The sequence below is a fragment of the Zhouia amylolytica genome, assembly GCF_900116365.1.
GTDB classification, from domain to species: domain Bacteria; phylum Bacteroidota; class Bacteroidia; order Flavobacteriales; family Flavobacteriaceae; genus Zhouia; species Zhouia amylolytica.
The window spans coordinates 402,726-421,876 of record NZ_FPAG01000003.1; the positions used below are offsets into that span (position 1 = coordinate 402,726).

Sequence of the window (19,151 nt, forward strand, 5' to 3'; positions counted from 1 at the left end):
ATATTATGAAAAAGTTAGCTGTTTTATTAATTACACTTGCCTTGGCCTCGTGTGGAAATAAATATAAGGATACTAAAAACACAGCATCTGATTATCAGATAATACCCAAACCGGTTTCTGTAACTCAAAAAGACGGAAGATTTTTGGTTGATAAGACCATTATAATGGGCGACGAAGCCTTGAGGAATGAAGCTGAATATCTTTCACAGTTGTTAACAATAGCAAGCGGAAAGAAAGTATCGTATGCTCCTGGTGGAACCAGATTAGGGAGTGTAATTCATTTAGGTATTGATGAAAGTATAGAAGGTGAAGAAGGGTATACATTAAAAGTAACTAATAAAGAGATTATTATTAGTGGTAAAACTTCTAAAGGAGTATTCTATGGTATTCAGACGCTTAGACAATTATTGCCTGCCAATTCAGAAAAACAATCAGTAGCAGAGTTAACAATACCTGCAGTTGAAATTCATGATAATCCTAATTATCAATATCGCGGGATGCATCTTGATGTAGCACGCCATTTCTTTCCGGCAGATTTTATAAAAAAATATATAGACCTGTTAGCTATGCACAAAATGAATACATTTCACTGGCACCTAACAGAAGATCAAGGCTGGAGGATTGAAATTAAAAAATATCCGAAGCTAACCGAAATTGGAGCCTATAGAAATGGAACTATTGTGGGGCATTATCCTGGTACCGAGAATGACAATAAAAAATATGGAGGATTTTATACTCAGGATGAAATAAAAGAAATTGTACAATATGCGGCCGACAGACACATAACAGTTATTCCTGAAATAGAACTTCCAGGTCATAGTTCTGCGGCGATTGCTGCATACCCTGAACTTAGTTGTTTTCCTGAAGAGCCTACCGAAGTACCTAATGATATGATGTCGGAGAAGAGTAAGGAATTGCAAGAAAACGGTATTAATAAAGTGGTACAGGAATCCTGGGGTGTTTATAATGATGTTTATTGTGCAGGAAAAGAAGAAACTTTTGAATTTCTTCAAAATGTATTAGATGAGGTAATTCCTTTATTTCCGTCAAAATACATTCATATTGGAGGCGATGAATGTCCAAAAGCAAATTGGGAGCGTTGTCCTAATTGTCAAAAGCGAATTAACGATGAAGGTTTAGCCGATGAACACGAATTACAATCCTATTTTATTCAGCGAATTGAAAAATATTTAAATGCAAAAGGGAAGCGCATTATCGGCTGGGATGAAATTTTAGAAGGCGGGTTGGCTCCGAATGCTACCGTGATGTCCTGGAGAGGAGAAAAAGGTGGAATTGAATCGGCAAAACAACAACACGATGTAATTATGACGCCTAATCACTCTTGCTACTTTGACCACTATCAGGATAAAGATAAGGAAAATGAACCCCTTGCTATTGGAGGTTTAACAACGGTTGAGGATGTATATAATTACAATCCACATCCGGAAGAACTTTCTGCTGAAGAATCTAAATATATTTTAGGAGCTCAAGCGAATGTTTGGACTGAATATATAGGAACAACGGATTATGTTGAATATATGATTCTACCTCGTATGACTGCTTTATCGGAAGTGGTTTGGGTGGCTAACGACACTAAAAACTGGGATGATTTTAAGTCGAGGTTATCAGCGTTCAAAGATAGATATGATGCTCTTGGCTTAAATTACGCAAAGCATGTTTTTGAAGATAAACCTACAGAGGAAAAATCAACTTCAACGGAAGAATAGTATTAAAACTGAATTCTAAAGGTTGGTATTAGCACCAGTTAAATAGCATAGAATACCAACCTGTTTTTTGCAAAGATCATGGCAGGTAAAAAAGAAATTAAAATAGATACCCGTTATCCATCGGTTGATGATTTGAGAAATCGGGCTAAGCAAAAGATTCCAAAGTTTGCTTTTGAATATTTAGATGGAGGTTGTAATGAAGATGTGAATCTGCATAAGAATACCTCTGAAATAAGAGATGTGGAGCTGTCTCCTTATTATTTGAACAAGCATACCAGCTCTGATATGAAAACAGAGTTATTTGGTCATACCTACGATGCTCCCTTCGGAATTGCTCCGGTAGGATTACAAGGATTAATGTGGCCTAATGCACCTGAAATATTAGCAAAATCTGCCTTCGAACATAATATTCCGTTTATTCTGAGCACTGTAACAACAAGTAGTATTGAGCGCATCGGAGAAATTACAGAGGGAAGATCATGGTTTCAATTATACCATCCTGCTGAAAACAGGCTGAGAGACGATATTTTTAAGCGTCTGGAAGCTGCTCAATACCCTGTGCTGGTTATTTTATGTGATGTCCCAACCTTTGGATTTCGACCAAGAGATATAAGAAACGGACTGGCAATGCCTCCAAAAATGTCTGTTAAAAATATCCTGCAAATTTTACAGCGACCACATTGGGCCTATGAAACCCTTAAGCATGGACAGCCTAATTTTGAAACGTTAAAACCTTATATGCCTCCAGGTTTGGATTTAAAGCAGTTAGGGAAATTTATGGATCAAACTTTTTCTGGCAGGTTAAATGAAGAAAAAATTAAACCTATTCGCGATATGTGGAAGGGCAAATTGGTGATCAAAGGGGTCGCTAACGAAGAAGATGCGGAAAAGGCGATTAAGTTAGGTTTAGACGGTATTATTGTTTCTAACCATGGTGGTCGACAGTTAGATGCCGGTGAATCGACCATAAAACCATTAACCAGGATAGCAGCAAAGTATAAAGACCAAATCAAGGTAATGATGGATAGTGGTCTAAGATCAGGACCGGATATTGCCAGAACGCTGGCCAGTGGTGCAGAATTCACTTTTCTTGGCCGTTCGTTCATGTATGGAGTTTCAGCTCTAGGTAAAAAAGGAGGAGATCATACGATTTCATTGTTGAAAACAGAATTACAACAGGTTATGGAACAAGTTTGCTGTGAAAACGTAGCGGATTTTCCAAACCATTTAATAAAATAATTAATCATATATGTATAAGAATACTACCAATAAACTTATTACCGGAATAGCTTTACTATTTACGGTAGCTCTATTAAATGCCCAACAAAGAACTGGTAATATTGTTGAGTATTTCGGTAAAGAGAAAGTTAACGAAATTAATGAAGGTGAGCTCATTCATGTTTTCAAAAAAGGATTAGCACTGCAAGTACCAAATTTCGGATTTAACTCATCATCATTCCCGGAAGATCCAGTCTATGACCATTTTTTAATGAATGACGATCTATTGGTGAGTGAAGGAGATGTGTTTAGTGTAGATTATCTCGGGAACGAAATGATATGGGAGAAAGTTGAGGTTGATAGTGCCAGTACTTTTTCAGATAGAAGTTTAAGATCTTCCTATGTCTATTTGGAATATAAATCGAACAAGGAGCAAATTGTACTTTTTGAAGCATCCGGACATTCATTAGTAACTATAAATGGAATGCCTCATGAAGGTGATCATTACGATTTCGGATATAACCTGATACCTACGAAGTTAAAAAAAGGAACCAATGTATTTGTACTTAAAGTAGGTCGCTTTCCTCGTGTAAGAGCTCGCATATTAAAACCGCACCAGGCAGTACAGTTTACAACTAGAGACCTTACCATGCCAGATTTATTGAAAGATGAAAATAAGGTTTATGATGGAGGTATCAGACTTATTAATGCCTCTGAAAACTGGGTGAAAGATCTTAAGGTTAGTGCGACTGTTCAGGGGAAAACGGAGACTGTTCAAGTATTAAATTTGCCGCCATTAAGCGTTTATAAAATTCCGGTTAAGATTCCTGGAGTGGATGCTACCACTGATGTTGATAAAGAAAAAGTGTCTCTTGTTTTAACGGATAAAAAGAATAATTCTGTAGCTACTCAGGATATAGCGTTGAATGTTAAATCAAAGACAAAGCATCACAAGAAAACCTTTATAAGTAAGGTAGACGGGAGTGTTCAATATTATAGTGTAGCACCATCAACCAATAGTACAGATAACCAGGCATTATTTCTATCGGTGCACGGGGCTTCTGTTGAAGCGGTGAATCAGGCGAATGCCTATAAACAAAAAGATTGGGGAAATCTAATAGCGCCTACCAATAGACGCCCATTTGGTTTTGCATGGGAAGATTGGGGAAGGTTAGATGCTTTAGAAGTGTTAGAAGATGCTACACAAATTTACAGTCCTGACCCTCAGAGAATTTATTTGACCGGACATTCAATGGGCGGTCATGGTACCTGGTATCTTGGAGCTACTTACCCTGATCATTTTGCAGCCATAGCACCTTGTGCAGGCTACCCTGATCTTTTGGCATATCGCGATAGTTTTAAAGAACGAATGAAAGATCGAATTGATCCTAACGATGAACGCTTTAAACGCTTGTTCTTTGAGCCAACACCAACAGACGTTGAGCTAATGATAGCACGTGCGGGAACACCTAGCAGAACCCTTAAATTAATTCGCAATTATTTACATCACGGAGTTTATATATTACATGGTGAGATTGATAATGTGGTGCCAACCTTTATTGCCAGAGATATGAGATCTCGTCTTGGAAAATTTCACAATGATTTTACCTATTATGAATATCCTGATGGGACTCACTGGTATGGAAATCATAGTGTTGATTGGGACCCGATTTTTAATTTCTTTAAACGTCGTACTATTAAAAAAGCAGATGACTTGAAGCGTATTGATTTTAGTACGGGTTCTCCGGGAGTATCAGCAACTTCTCATTATGTTACCATCCATCAGCAAGTTATTCCATTTGAGGTAAGTAATTTTACTTTGGAAAAATCAGATAGCCTGGTTGTTACTACCGATAATGTTGCCTTGATAAGCTTTGATTTAAAACAACTGGACGGAAATGTTAGTAAATTGGTGTTAGATCAACAGGAGTTCGTACTTGCCAATAATGAAAAGTTGTATTATGGTAAAGATGATCAAGGTAAGTGGAATGTAGTAAGCAAGCCTTCTTTAGAAGAAAAGGGACCGCATAGAAATGGAGGATTTAAGGATGCATTCAGAAATAATGTGGTGTTTGTTTATGCCACTAAAGGATCTGAAAAGGAAAATCAATGGTACCTCAATAAGGCTAGATTTGATGCTGAAACGTTTGGGTATAAAGCCAATGGTAAAGTTGAATTAATACCTGATACCGAATTTAGTTTAAGTAAGTATAAAGATCGCAATGTAGTAGTTTACGGTAATAGAGATAATAACAGTGCCTGGAAGAAATTATTAGGCGATGCTCCAATACAAGTTTACAATGACAAAGTGGTTGTAGATGGTCGAGATTTAAGAGGCGAGCAATGGGGAAGCTATTATATAACTTCACGAAAAGACAGTGATATAGCTAGTATTGGTGTAGTAGCAGCAACAGGAGAGAAAGGAATGAAAGCGATCTACGAAAACCATTATATGGTAAATGGAACTACGTTTCCTGACGTTGTAATCTTCGATGATACGGTGTTAAAATATGGAACCAAGGGTATTAAATGTACCGGGTTTTTCGGAAATGACTGGTCGTTTAAAACGGGCGATTTTGAATGGAAATAGTAATAAAAAAACCGGAGTTTGATCTCCGGTTTTTTTTATTTAAATATTCAGTTATTTAATTTCCACCTGTAGTGGGGTGTTAGCTTTCTGAGCAAAACTTTCAATGTAATCTAACCATTCAGATTCATTTTCAAACTGCTTACTTTTTTTCCACCCAAATCCGGCATAATAGGTGATACTGTTATTCTTAACCTTTAAATGGCCATATAGGTTACTGGAATCTCTTGCTTCTGTAATAAATTCTTCGTAACCAACCAATTGGTTGTCAGGGATAACAATTCCCGTTCCTAATGCAGAATCACCATGATCTTCCCAATAAGATAACCAACCTTCTTTTAGATTTGCAGTCACAGAGCCATCTTTTTCATGAAGTGTAAGTCCGACAGACAAAGTATCTGTTCCTTTAACCTTAATGGTATATTTTGACAAATTACTTCCCTTATCCAGGGAAATATGTTTCTCCTCCGATATTTGCTGACCATTGGCATCCCAATCTGCATACTTTAAAACGAAAGAAGTTCTGATCGGACCTGTGGTTATGGTTTTCCATTCAGTAAAATTTCTCGAAATAAAATAAGTGGTGTCTTTTTTAACAGCAACACCGCCAATACCTCTGCTGGCACCTACATGAAAATTGTCAAGGCCTTCACCAGTATCCTGATGATAGGATCCATCGGTTTCCAGTTCTTTGTGGTACCATTTATTGATGATTGGATAATCTACCCGTTTTAACCAGGCATCAATTCCACTTGAAAGTGTTCCCCCGGGTATATTTTCTTCTATCATTTTTTGAGCTCTTGGACCATAGGTTCTAAACGCTACCCGATCGTTTTCCCATGCGTAATCGTCAGTTCTTTCAGGAACAAAACGTGAGAAGCATGTTGGAATACTGTCATTAGCTGTGGAATTGGTAGAAGTAACTAATACATATTTTTTGCTACTATTGGCTTCCAAAATGGGTTGAAACAGTAATTGATCATTTTCTCCATCACCATCAATGTCTACATATTGTATCGTTAGCATTTGGCCACTTTTGAAATCTTTAATACCATAACTATCAATAGAAGCGTTCTTTAAGCCCAATTGAGCTTTGCTTAACGTTACTGTTTCATTTTGACGCTTAATATCCAGAGTGTTACTTACAACTATTACCGTGTCTTTGGTACAACTAATGCTAAACAAGGCGGGAAGTAGGAGTCCGGCAATTAATTTGGTTTTCATCATATTAATCTTCATTTGCAGGTTTACCTATGGTGGCTAGTATACCACCGTCAACATATACGATTTGACCATTAACAAAATTACTGGCTTTCGAGCTTAAAAAAATGGCTGTTCCCTGAAGATCATCTGGATCTCCCCAGCGCCCGGCAGGGGTTCTGCCAACTATAAAATCGTTAAAAGGATGGCCATCTACCCGAATTGGAGCCGTTTGACTCGTGGCAAAGTAACCTGGGCCGATTCCATTCACCTGAATGTTGTGTTTTGCCCATTCTGTTGCCATATTTTTAGTAAGCATTTTCAATCCTCCCTTAGCTGCCGCATAGGCTCCAACAGTGTTTCTGCCAAGCTCACTCATCATAGAGCACATATTAATTATTTTACCCTCACCACGAGTTATCATGCCTTTAACAACATGTTTTGCCATAATGAAAGGAGCAACCAGGTCTATTTTTAGAACTTGTTCGAAATCTGCAACCTCCATATCAACCATTGGAGTGCGTTTAATAATACCCGCATTGTTAACCAGAATATCTATTGGTGCAATATCGCTTTCTATTTGATTTAAAGCCGCAACAACTTCTTTTTCTGATGACACATCAAACTTATATCCATAAGCTTTAATGTCTTGTTCATTATAAAAAGCTACAGCCTTATCTATTTTTTCTTGAGATGAATTACCATTAATAATAAGGGTTGCTCCGGCTTTGCCAATTCCTGTGGCTATGGCCATTCCAAGCCCATGGGTGCCACCCGTAATAAGTGCGGTCTTTCCGGTTAAACTAAATAATTCCATAGTTGTTATTTTAAATCTTTTATGGCAGCCATATCCATATCGCCATAATCTAAGTTTTCACCCGCCATACCCCAAATAAAAGTATAGCTACTAGTCCCTGAGCCGGCATGAATAGACCATGGAGGAGAAATAACTGCTTCATTATTTTGGAGCCATAGGTGTCTTGTCTCATCAGGTTGTCCCATAAAATGACAAACAGATTGCTCTTCGGGTACTTCGAAATAGAAATAAACTTCCATTCTTCGATCATGTACATGGGCAGGCATGGTATTCCATACACTTCCTGTTTTTAATTCGGTCATACCCATTTGAAGTTGGCATGTTTGAACGACACTCTGAACAATTAATTTATTGATGGTTCGTGCATTTGAAGTTTCGAGAGCACCCAATTCAACAATTTCAGCATTTTCTTTGGTGATCTTTTTAGTGGGATATTCTTTATGTGCCGGAGCTGAATTTAAATAAAATAACGCCGGTTTCTTGGGATTATCACTTTTAAAAATAATGTCCTTGTTCCCTCTCCCTACATATAAAGCCTCTTTATAGTCGAGGGTAAAGATCTCTCCATCAACCTCGACGGTTCCGCTTCCACCAACGTTAATTACACCGAGCTCACGTCTCTCTAAAAAATAAGAGGCTTTAAGAGGATCAATAGCCTCCAGCTTTAATGATTTGTTTGCAGGTACAGCTCCACCGGCTATATATCTGTCAAAATGAGTATAAGTCAGATTAATTTCATCATTTTGCATTAAGTTTTGGATTAAAAACTCTTCCCTTAATTCTTTGGTGTCCAATTTTTTTACCTCTTTAGGTGAAGAGGCGTATCTGGTTTCATAATTGATACTCATAATTGTCTTTAAATAAATTTATGTGCATATAATAATTGTAAAATTACAAAATTTTATACAATCGATTGTATTTTAAGTGGATTTTTTTATATTTGTAACTGGTTAGTTAAAGCAAAATGACAAAAAGTTAGTTTGGTTGACTTCAAAGGGTTACTCTTGTGGTAGCCCTTTTTAAGTCCTTTGATTAACTTAGACGTGAATTTGATATCCTTTTAAAAATAATCGACTGTAAACATGAAAATGAAAACTAAGTTACCATTGTTTCTATTCTGTGCTATTTTAGTGAGCGCTTGTAAAAAGAAAGTAGAAAAAGAAGAAGTTAAATATTCAACAATAGAGTTGGCTACCATGCAGTATGATTCTGCGTATAATAACGTAGTATCTCATATTGATAGTAAAAAGTTTATTCCAAGAACAACAAAGAATGATACCTTAAGATTGGTTGGAGCTTATGATTGGACGAGTGGATTTTATCCGGGTACCTTGTGGAATCTTTATGCTTTAACCAAAAATCAGAAATGGAAAGACCGTGCGAGCTTGTATACCGAAAAATTGGATACAATTCAATACTGGGAAGGCAACCATGATGTTGGATTTATGATTGAATGTAGTTATGGAAACGGATTAAAGTATATGAATTCTTTTCAATACGATTCGGTTATTGTACAAACAGCAAGATCCCTTTCAAAGCGATTTAAACCGAACGCAGGGGTAATTCAATCATGGGAGTGGAGTAAAAAATGGGATTGCCCTGTAATTATTGATAATATGATGAATTTGGAATTGTTGTTCCATGCTACCCGAATTACTGGTGATTCTACTTTTTATAACATAGCGACGACTCACGCTAATACAACAATAAAGAATCATTTCAGAGAAGACAACAGTTCGTACCACGTGGTAGATTATAATAAAGAAACAGGTGAGATCATACAAAAAAACACCCATCAGGGATTAAGTGATGACTCAGCATGGTCCAGAGGTCAGGCTTGGGGTCTGTATGGTTATACGTTGTGTTTCAGAGAGACTAAAGATCAGGCATATTTGGATCAAGCCAATAAGATAGCCGCGTTTATAAAAAATCATCCAAATCTTCCTGAAGATAAAGTGCCATACTGGGATTATAATGCGCCTGCAGGTGAGGAAACCCCTAGAGATGCTTCGGCCGCTGCTATTGCAGCTTCTGCACTTTATGAATTAAGTCAGTTTGTTGAGGGTGAAATGAAAACAGAATACATTAATTTTGCGAACCAGATTGTGGAAAGTTTAAGCGCTCCAAAATACCTGGCAGAAATTGGATCAAATGGAGGATTTATATTGAAACATTCTGTTGGTAGTAAACCGCATGGAGTAGAGGTAGATGTACCTCTGAATTATGCAGATTACTACTTTCTAGAAGCCCTGATAAGAAAAGATAAACTAAATTAGTAAAAGATCAGTTTGATTAGCTTCGCAAGTAATTAAATCAGGCATTTGAAAGTTCGTAATTATCCTGTATAGTATTTATGGGTATAATTACGGACTTTTTTATTACTTTGAGCAACTGATGAATTTTACGACTTAAGACATAAATGAAAAAAGGAAAGGCGACAATACACGAAATTGCAAAAGCCCTTGGAATTGATAGTTCTACGGTTTCCAGAGCCTTAAATAATAGTGATCGTGTAACACAGAAAACTAAAGATAAGGTTTTAGCAAAAGCAAAGGAGTTAGGGTATCAAAGAAATTTAATTGCCTCTAATCTAAGACGCAATAAATCAAATACCATAGGTGTCATTGTGCCTAGAATTTCAAGACACTTCTTTTCTTCAGCAATTGCCGGAATTGAGGAAGCAGCATTTTTAGCGGGTTATAATGTAATTATAAGTCAATCCATGGAAAAGCTGGATCGCGAAAAGAGTAGTCTGAATAATTTATGGTCAAACAGAGTCGATGGAATTTTAATTTCCGTTTCTATGGAAACCGAAATCTGCGATCATTTAAAATTTCTCAGGGATAATGATGTTCCATTAGTTTTCTTTGACAGGCATTGTCCGGATATGGAGCAAAGCAGCAAGGTACTTATCGATGATTCCAGAGCCTCATATGAAGCGGTAACCCATTTAATAGAGAAAGGATGCAAGAAGATTGTTCATTTTTCTGGTCCTCAATCACTTGAAATCTATAAAAACCGATTAAAAGGATATAGAAGAGCCCTGGATGAACATGGAATTCCATTTAACAAAGATTTGGTCATTACTTCGACACTAATGGAAGTAGATGGTAAAGACATGATCAAGGAGCTCATGGATAAGCATAAAGATATAGATGGCATTTTCTCAGCCAATGATGTAGCTGCGATTGGCGCAATGAAGTATTTGAAAAAACAGGGTGTTCGAATACCTGAAGATATTGCTATTGTAGGATTTAGTAATGAACCCATTGCTGAAGCTATAGAACCCTCACTTACAACCATCGATCAGTCTGGTTTTGAATTGGGTAGAACTGCATGTAACCTCCTGATTGAAAATATAAATTCTAAAGAAAAAGTACTCGATCGGACACTTATTTTGAATCCAACTCTAATCAAAAGAGAATCCACAAACAGAAAATAGTATCACTGAATTTATTTGGAAAGGCTTGTAATCATGGGGTTATAAGTCTTTTTCATTTCCTTGCGATTCATTAGGACAATCGCACTAAAAAGTAAACAAATGATAAAAATAACTTTCGATAAATATCATTTTATTATTTTTTTTAAATCCAAACGATTGTATTTTTAAACTATATTTTTTAATATTGTCAAGTGATTAACCATTTTTTAACTTAATAATTAAATAATTATGAACAAACTGTATAGTTTTAGAGTAAAACCTACTATAAGTAGTAGTATTTTGCTCTTCTTTTGTCTTATATCTGTAAGTGTTCAGGCGAATTCTTCTTTTAAAGATAAAATACAATCGATTGTAAAAGGTCAGGTAACCGATGAAAGTGGTGCGCCAATTCCCGGGGTAAACGTCCTTCTGGAAGGAACAAGCACTGGTGTGGCTACAGATTTTGATGGTATGTATGAAATTAATATTAGCGGAAATAACCCGGTTCTTACATTCAGTTACGTTGGATTTATAAAACAATCTGTTCCCGTTGCCGGTCAAAATACGGTGAACGTTAGCCTTAAAGAAGATGTTTCACAACTAGATGAGGTGGTTGTCGTAGGTTATGGTACTCAGAAAAAAGCCTCCATGACTTCTGCGGTTTCTACGGTCGATTCAAAAGCTATAGCGGACAGACCTGTTACCAATGCCATTAACGCCCTTCAGGGTACAGCAGCTGGTCTTAATGTAACCAGAACCTCAGGTCAACCGGGTGATGAGAACTTAAGTATCCAGGTTAGAGGGGTTTCTTCAGCGAACGGGGCCGTTGACCCTCTATTGGTCGTTGATGGAGTATCAATGTCTTCCCTGGCACCTTTACAACGTATGAATCCTGATGATATTGAATCGATTACCATCCTGAAGGATGCAGCAGCTGCGGCCATTTATGGTGCAAGAGCTGCCGGAGGGGTTATTTTAGTGACTACAAAGACAGGAACCGAAGGTAAATTTACGGTTGATTATAACGGTAGAATATCGGCACAATGGGCATTAAATGTTCCTGAGCGTTTAACATTGTTAGAAGAGGCTCAGTATTCAAATCTTGCACGAACGAATGCTGGTGTTGGTTTGGAATACAGCGATTTTGATTTGGAGAATATCCGAAACGGTGTTGAGTTTGTTGTCGATCCGAACAACCCAAATAAGTACCGTACATACAATCAGAAAAGTATAAGAGATCAAATATTGCGCGACCAATACTTTATGCAATCTCATAACTTGAATGTTAGTGGAGGTTCAGAAAAAATTAAATATCTTTTTTCTTTAGGTCATCTAGACCAGGAGGGTGTGTTTAAAGTTGGGCCGGATGCCTATAGAAGATGGAACCTGCGTTCAAATGTAAATGCTGAAATTTCTGACCATGTTAGTTTTGATTCGAAAATCAGTTATTCTACAGAATCAAAAGACAGACCTGCTGTAGGAGTAAGTGGCTATGGATTATTACAACAAGTCTATCAGGCCAGACTTAGATTTCCAATCCATACACCAGACGGAAAATTGTTCGGAGGAGCAGGAACCTCGGGTAATAATACATATGCATATTTAACCGAAGGTGGATATCAGGATGATAATTATGATGAGTTAAACGGTACGTTTACCCTTACCATCAAAGACATCGTTAAAGGTTTAAAACTCAGAACAATTTATGGTCGTCAGATCGATAGAAAAGATTTCAGGTCTTTTAGAAGAACGGTTGAATTATGGGATTTAGATGATTCTAAACCTGTTTACTACCTAAACAGACCAAACAATTACTACAGGTATTCCAGAAAAAGAACAACCGATAACTTCCAGTTTTTAGCAGATTACGATCTTACCATTGCCGAAAAGCATAAATTTCATGCCTTGGTTGGTTATCAATGGGAAGATTATTCATCATCTTCATTCGGAGCCTCTGTAAAGAATTTGGTGAGTAATGATTTACCGACTCTGGAATTAGCAGAGGAAGGATCAGAAGCCGTTGAAGAAGGCCTTGTAGAGTATGCGAATCAATCTCTTTTAGGTAGGATAAATTATAATTATGATGATAAATACTTGATTGAGGCAACCATTCGATCTGATGAAAGTTCAAGGTTGGCTCCAGGAGAAAGAACAAAGTGGTTCTATTCCGTATCAGCCGGATGGAATATGCATAGAGAAGGATGGTTTAAAAATACATTGCCATTTATTTCACAATTTAAGCCTAGGTTCTCTTGGGGACAATTAGGAAATGCTAACGCAAATATTATAGGGTATTATGATTATTTACCGCTTATCAGCAATGGTAGTGGTATGGTTTTCGGAGAAGCTGAAGACCGTGCGATGTACTTTTACCAAGGTTCAATTCCATCATCAAGTTTAGGTTGGGAGACCCTCGAAACTACAGATTATGGATTTGATTTTGGGATTCTTAAAAACAAGATAACCGGAAGTTTCGATTATTATAAGAAAACAAATAACAACATGCTGGTACAGGTAAGAAGACCTGCAACACTGGGGGTTGGAGCTCCACGTACCAATGAAGGTGAATTAAAGAGTTGGGGATGGGAAGCCGCATTATCCTATCGCGATCAAATTGGAGATGATTTCAATTTTACTTTAGGATTTAACATCTCTGATAATCAAAATGAATTGATAAATTACGGTGAAGGATATAATCTTGTTGGTGGTGGCGTTAATGGTAAAATAACAGGATTACCGCTGAATACCATTTGGGGTTATGAAACAGTTTCGGGGTATATAGAAACTCAGGAACAACTGGATAATGCTCCTTTCTATAGCAGTAGAACAGGTCTAGGTGATATTGAATATGTTGATCAAAATGGAGATGGCAGGATTAACAACGGTGGAGGTACTGTTGAAGATCATGGAGATTTGGTGAAATTAGGAAGTACCCAACAGCGATACATCTATGGGATCAATTTAAATACCAATTGGAAGGCTTTAGATTTTAGTATTTTCTTACAAGGAGTAGGGAAGAGAAATATAATTCCTTCCAGGTATGTGTCTCAACCTTTAATTTATTCATGGATACAGCCAATGTCAATACACACAGATTACTATACACCTGATAATCCGGATGCTGCATTTCCAAGGCCTTTTATTGGTGGGCATCATAATTTCGCAACCTCAGACAGGTGGGTTCTTAATGCTGCTTACTTAAGAATAAAGAATATGCAGCTTGGATATTCTATTCCGGAACAATACATAGATAAAATGAATTTATCTCGTGTTCGACTTTATTTGTCTGCAGAGAATGTAGCTACATTTTCTAAACTAGGCGTTTTTGATGGCGTGTTAGATCCTGAGCAAAGAAATAATGCCCATGCAGATTATCCGTTAAGTGGTTCTTTAGCTATAGGTGTACATGTATCATTTTAATGATTAAAAAGATAATTATGAAAATAAGTAAAAGTATAAAAGCAATATTGTTTGGTGTATTTGCAATAGGCACCATTTCATGTGATGTAGATCGAATTCCGGAAACAGTAATCACAGATCCTGCATTTTGGAATAATGAAGGAGATTTAAAAGCAGCAGCTAATGTATTGTATTTTGCATTACCTGGGTTACCGGAAACTGGCGATGTATGGTCGGATGATGCTTACGGTACCGGACCTAATTCTATTAGTGACGGAACCAGACTGACCCCGTCTTCTGATGGAAATTATGGTAGTCAGTATACCGCTATTCGACGAGCAAATAATATTATAGAAAAATCTCAGAGAGTTCTGGAGGCAGGAGTAAGTTCTGATATTGTAGACATATATGTGGCTGAAGCAAGGTTTTTTAGAGCATGGAGTTATTTTAATTTATTAAAAAGGTATGGAGGAGTACCACTTATTCTAAAAACCTTAGAAGAAAATGCTCCTGAACTTCAAGAACCGAAAGCTTCAAGAGAGGAAATTTTAACAGTTATATATGAAGATTTGGATTTTGCGGCTTCAAAATTACATGCACCAGGCGAATTGAGTTCTTCAGATTATGGGCGTATAACAAGTACGGCTGCTCTTGCGTTTAAATCTCGGGTGGCACTTTTTGAAGGAACGCGTTCAAAGTTTCATAGCTATGGAGATGCTCAAAAACACTTGCGAATTGCCAGACAATCTGCCAAGGCAGTAATGGATAGCGGAGAGCATGATATTTATCCTGAATATTTTGACCTCTATCAATATGAAGGAGAAGGGCCTGATAATCCTGAAAATATAATTGTGAGACAATACGGAAAGAATATTGATGAATCCATTACCTCTCATGTTACACAAAGGAATTTAGAAACAGGTGCAGCAAATCCAACCAAAGCCCTGGCAGATGCCTATGTAATGACGGATGGATTACCATTAGATAAATCACCTTTGTATACGGAACCTACAACCACAGTAGAAGTTTTTGAAAACAGAGATCCGCGTATGCTTGCTACTTTCTTCAAAGAAGGTGATGAATATATAGGAACAAAACCAGTTTTTAACGTACCTGATCTGAATTTTCAACGTACGGGATTTGCAAACAGAAGATATGCACATATTGATGACTGGCAAAATTCAAGATCTTATATAGATAGAGCCGTATTGAGGTATGCCGAGGTGCTTTTAAATTATGCGGAAGCTACCTATGAACTTGATGATGCAATTAGCGACGGCGATTTGAATATTTCAATTAATAAGCTTAGAGCAAGAGCAAGTGTAGCACTACCATCGTTAACGAATTCATTCGTTACTACCAATGGTTTGAGTATGCGAGATGAAATTAGAAGAGAACGAAGGGTAGAATTAGCACTTGAAGGTTTTAGGTATTGGGATCTGATGAGGTGGAAAACTGCAGAAACAGAACTTCCAAAACCGATATTAGGAAATAAATTGTTTGAAGATTTTAATTTGTCGGATACAGAAAAAAATGGAATCACTTTAGACAATGATGGAAATATAATTCTTCAGGATGCAAGTTTGAGAGAATTTGATGCTTCCAAAGATTACCTGTTTCCATTTCCAACGGATCAAATTGGATTGAATCCAAACCTGGAACAAAATCCTGGTTGGTAGGTTAGTAAAATAATTTCCCTGTCAAAAGCAAAATTTTTGGCAGGGGATTATAATGCCCAATAACACAGAAAAGACTTTTAAAAAATTAATAGTATTGATAAGTTGAGGTGTACAAGGTATTCTTTTTTAAAGACCCCATCAACCTGTTCATCTTCTGATACATCAACGCTTCAGTTAGTAGTGAGATCAAGGAGGATGGTAAATAAAATTGGTCGAATGGTACGTAAATGTCAACATAGGTTTGAGCTTAGACCCTATTTCATTTATATTAATTTGGTTATGATAAGGCAGTGGATTCTATTCACTGCTTTATTTTTATGTAAACAATTCGTTGTCTGCAACTTTATGTGTCGGGTTTCCGGGTTACTGGAAACCGGATCATCAAATTCCAATATTTTATTTTTAAATTTCAGCTGTTATAACCCTTAGTTTTATGAAAAGAGTTTTCCCTATTCTGTTTGTTTTTATTTTATCATTCGTATTGAGTGCTCAACAACCAAAATTTTCAACAGCCGGATTCTTTCCCATTGAAAACTCGGGGAGAAAGGTGATGTCTATGAATGTAGCCTGGCGATTTTACAAAGGAGATTTGAAAGATGGTGCGGAAAAAAAATTCAATGACTCACAATGGCCTGTTGTGAATTTACCTGATGGAACCGAATACGTGCCTGAAGAAGCTAGTGGGGGTGTGAATTATCAGGGAACAGTATGGTACAGAAAACATTTTGTTCCCCTAAATGAACTAAAAGGAAAGAAACATTTTTTGCATTTCGAAGGTATCATGGGGAAATCCAAAATCTGGATAAATGGAGTTCTGGTAAAAGAACATTTTGGTGGTTATCTTCCTGTTGTTGTTGATATAACAGATTATTTAAGTTTTAATCAGGATAATGTTATTGCAGTAAAAGCCGATAACAGCAATGATCCACTGTTCCCACCAGGAAAGGAACAAAGCGTTCTTGATTTTACTTATTTTGGAGGTATCTACAGAGATTGCTGGTTGGTAACTCATAATGAAACTTACATTACCAACGAGAACTACGAAAATAAAAAAGCAGGAGGAGGATTTTTGATAGCATATGACGATGTAAGCGATGAAAGTGCTAAACTGATACTTCAACTCCATCTGCGAAATGAAACCGGAAAAAGATTCACCGGAAAGATAAGATATTGTATTATCAACGAAGAAGGAGCAACACTTAGGCACTTAGAAAAGAATATTAACCTTAAAATAAAAAGTGAAGGAACCTTTCAAACAGGATCTACACTAGAGTATCCAAACTTATGGTCTCCGGAAAATCCATATCTGTATAAGGTCAAGGTAGAACTTATTGATAAAAATGGTAAGGTTGTCGATGGATATTATAAACGAGTAGGAATAAGAAGTATTGAGTTTAAAGGGGATAAAGGATTTTATCTAAACGGAAAACCTTATCCACAACCGTTAATAGGAGCGAATAGACACCAGGACTTCGCCGTTGTCGGTAATGCCGTGTCCAATAATTTACATTGGCGGGATGCTAAAAAGTTACGTGACATAGGGTTAAAAGTGATCAGAAATGCTCACTATCCCCAAGACCCGGCGTTTATGGATGCATGCGATGAATTGGGTCTTTTTGTAATTGTTAATACCCCGGGATGGCAATTTTGGAATAAAGATCCAATATTTGAAAAAAGAGTTTATAGTGATATCCGTAACATGGTTCGAAGGGATAGAAATAGAGCCTCCTTATTTCTTTGGGAGCCTATTTTAAATGAAACATGGTATCCGGATTATTTTGCAAAAAGAGCCAAAGAAATTGTAGGGGAGGAGTTTCCTTATAAAAATTCGTATGCCGCTTGTGATAATCATGCCAAAGGGAGTGAGTATTATCAGGTACAGTTTGCCCATCCAAATTCAGGTAACGTAGGATGGGAAGCAAAAAATTTAGACAAAACAACAACCTATTTTACCCGAGAATGGGGAGATAATGTCGATGATTGGAGCTCCCATAATTCTACTAGCAGAGTGCACAGAGGATGGGGAGAAAGACCTATGCTGATTCAAGCGGCTCATTATGCAAATCCTTCATACCCTTTTACTTCTTATAATGTTTTGTACAAAACCAAAAGACAGCATGTTGGAGGGGCCTTATGGCATTCCTTTGACCATCAGAGAGGTTATCATCCGGATCCGTTTTATGGTGGGTTAATGGATGCATACAGACAGCCCAAATACGCCTATTATATGTTTATGGCACAAAGAAGTCCTGAGGTTAAAACCAGTCTTTTCGAAACCGGACCAATGGTCTTCATTGCCAACGAAATGACTCCCTTTTCAGAAGGAGATGTAACGGTGTATTCCAACTGCGATGAAGTTAGATTAAAGGCTTTTAAAGATGGAGAAACGAAAATATATCATAAAAAGCCTGATGTTGAGGGCATGCCTTCACCTCCAATTGTATTTGAAGATGTTTATAACTTTATGGAGATCAAACAAAGAACCCGAAAGAATAAACATGATGAAGTGTATTTGTTAGCAGAAGGTTTTATAGATGGTAAAAAGGTAGCTGTCGATACCGTTTATCCGGCCTATCGCCCATCTAAAATAAAACTGTGGCTGGATAACGAAAATACAAATCTGGTGGCGAACGGATCTGATTTAGTAACGGTAGTCGCAGCGGTGACGGATAAAAATGGAACTGTAAAAAGACTGAATAACAGCCTGGTACAGTTTGAAGTTGAAGGCGAGGCGGAACTAATAGGAGATGACCCGTTAATTCAAAATCCTCAAAAACTATCCTGGGGGACGGCTCCTGTTTTAGTTCGTTCCACGACCAAGGCAGGAGAGATTACCGTACGGGCCTACATAGCCCCCAAAGGTGAACAAAGACCAATAGCAGGAGAACTTACGTTTTGGAGTGTTCCTGCTCAGGAAGCAATGCTTTTTTCCGAGGAGGAATTATTGGCGTATGATCAAAATAAAAAACAAGAGAAAACCAATGTAGCTTCAGATAAGAAACTACAAATAGAAAATCAAGCACTACGTAAAGAATTAAATCAATTAAAGTTAAAGGAAGTTGAGAGGCAACAAGAAGAGTTCGGAGAAAAACAAAATAAATAA

General features: G+C 37.2%; 11 protein-coding genes. 8 read left to right on the top strand and 3 right to left on the bottom strand.

Annotation, left to right across the window (positions count from 1 at the left end):
* Window positions 1–5: 5 nt before the first annotated feature.
* The 3 genes from BM361_RS06830 (at window position 6) to BM361_RS06840 (ending at window position 5,535) form a co-directional block, all read left to right on the top strand.
* Window positions 6–1,727 carry a beta-N-acetylhexosaminidase gene (locus tag BM361_RS06830; RefSeq protein WP_074977781.1) on the top strand — a complete coding sequence of 574 codons (1,722 nt, stop codon included), beginning with the start codon at window positions 6–8 and terminating at the stop codon, window positions 1,725–1,727.
* A 78-nt stretch (window positions 1,728–1,805) separates the two neighbouring features.
* The gene (locus BM361_RS06835; RefSeq protein ID WP_074977782.1) at window positions 1,806–2,966 is read left to right on the top strand and encodes an alpha-hydroxy acid oxidase; all 1,161 of its coding nucleotides are present in this window, start codon (window positions 1,806–1,808) and stop codon (window positions 2,964–2,966) included.
* Window positions 2,967–2,976: 10 nt separating this feature from the next.
* Entirely contained in the window at window positions 2,977–5,535 is a 2,559-nt protein-coding gene (locus tag BM361_RS06840) for a carboxylesterase family protein (RefSeq protein ID WP_074977784.1), read from the top strand.
* Window positions 5,536–5,586: 51 nt separating this feature from the next.
* On the opposite strand, the gene BM361_RS06845 is transcribed toward BM361_RS06840, so the two are convergent.
* The 3 genes from BM361_RS06845 to kduI are packed head-to-tail and all read right to left on the bottom strand — an operon-like array spanning window position 5,587 to window position 8,397.
* The gene (locus BM361_RS06845) at window positions 5,587–6,759 is read right to left on the bottom strand and encodes a DUF4861 domain-containing protein (protein WP_317039394.1); all 1,173 of its coding nucleotides are present in this window, start codon (window positions 6,757–6,759) and stop codon (window positions 5,587–5,589) included.
* A 1-nt stretch (window position 6,760) separates the two neighbouring features.
* Entirely contained in the window at window positions 6,761–7,549 is a 789-nt protein-coding gene (locus tag BM361_RS06850; protein ID WP_074977785.1) for a gluconate 5-dehydrogenase, read from the bottom strand.
* A gap of 5 nt (window positions 7,550–7,554) precedes the next feature.
* Entirely contained in the window at window positions 7,555–8,397 is an 843-nt protein-coding gene (kduI, locus tag BM361_RS06855) for a 5-dehydro-4-deoxy-D-glucuronate isomerase (protein ID WP_074977787.1), read from the bottom strand.
* 240 nt (window positions 8,398–8,637) lie between these two features.
* On the opposite strand from kduI, the gene BM361_RS06860 reads away from it, so the two are divergent.
* From BM361_RS06860 to BM361_RS06880, 5 genes are all read left to right on the top strand, one after another.
* Window positions 8,638–9,825 carry a glycoside hydrolase family 88 protein gene (locus tag BM361_RS06860; protein WP_074977853.1) on the top strand — a complete coding sequence of 396 codons (1,188 nt, stop codon included), beginning with the start codon at window positions 8,638–8,640 and terminating at the stop codon, window positions 9,823–9,825.
* Window positions 9,826–9,968: 143 nt separating this feature from the next.
* Window positions 9,969–10,991 (top strand): LacI family DNA-binding transcriptional regulator, encoded by a 1,023-nt coding sequence (locus BM361_RS06865; RefSeq protein ID WP_038265655.1) that lies wholly within the window; start codon window positions 9,969–9,971, stop codon window positions 10,989–10,991.
* A 228-nt stretch (window positions 10,992–11,219) separates the two neighbouring features.
* Window positions 11,220–14,390: a SusC/RagA family TonB-linked outer membrane protein gene (locus tag BM361_RS06870; protein WP_083425869.1), complete on the top strand. Its 3,171-nt coding sequence runs from the start codon at window positions 11,220–11,222 to the stop codon at window positions 14,388–14,390.
* 17 nt (window positions 14,391–14,407) lie between these two features.
* Entirely contained in the window at window positions 14,408–16,048 is a 1,641-nt protein-coding gene (locus tag BM361_RS06875; RefSeq protein WP_139226634.1) for a RagB/SusD family nutrient uptake outer membrane protein, read from the top strand.
* A gap of 433 nt (window positions 16,049–16,481) precedes the next feature.
* Complete coding sequence (locus BM361_RS06880) at window positions 16,482–19,151, top strand: glycoside hydrolase family 2 protein (protein ID WP_074977789.1); 2,670 nt, start codon at window positions 16,482–16,484, stop codon at window positions 19,149–19,151.

Excerpts from the sequence above, each read along its gene's own strand:
- BM361_RS06870 (WP_083425869.1), top strand. The coding sequence starts at position 11,220 with ATGAACAAACTGTATAGTTTTAGAGTAAAACCTACTATAAGTAGTAGT.
- BM361_RS06865 (WP_038265655.1), top strand. The coding sequence starts at position 9,969 with ATGAAAAAAGGAAAGGCGACAATACACGAAATTGCAAAAGCCCTTGGA.
- BM361_RS06880 (WP_074977789.1), top strand. The coding sequence starts at position 16,482 with ATGAAAAGAGTTTTCCCTATTCTGTTTGTTTTTATTTTATCATTCGTA.
- BM361_RS06860 (WP_074977853.1), top strand. The coding sequence starts at position 8,638 with ATGAAAACTAAGTTACCATTGTTTCTATTCTGTGCTATTTTAGTGAGC.
- BM361_RS06875 (WP_139226634.1), top strand. The coding sequence starts at position 14,408 with ATGAAAATAAGTAAAAGTATAAAAGCAATATTGTTTGGTGTATTTGCA.
- kduI (WP_074977787.1), bottom strand. The coding sequence starts at position 8,397 with ATGAGTATCAATTATGAAACCAGATACGCCTCTTCACCTAAAGAGGTA.
- BM361_RS06835 (WP_074977782.1), top strand. The coding sequence starts at position 1,806 with ATGGCAGGTAAAAAAGAAATTAAAATAGATACCCGTTATCCATCGGTT.
- BM361_RS06845 (WP_317039394.1), bottom strand. The coding sequence starts at position 6,759 with ATGATGAAAACCAAATTAATTGCCGGACTCCTACTTCCCGCCTTGTTT.
- BM361_RS06840 (WP_074977784.1), top strand. The coding sequence starts at position 2,977 with ATGTATAAGAATACTACCAATAAACTTATTACCGGAATAGCTTTACTA.
- BM361_RS06830 (WP_074977781.1), top strand. The coding sequence starts at position 6 with ATGAAAAAGTTAGCTGTTTTATTAATTACACTTGCCTTGGCCTCGTGT.
- BM361_RS06850 (WP_074977785.1), bottom strand. The coding sequence starts at position 7,549 with ATGGAATTATTTAGTTTAACCGGAAAGACCGCACTTATTACGGGTGGC.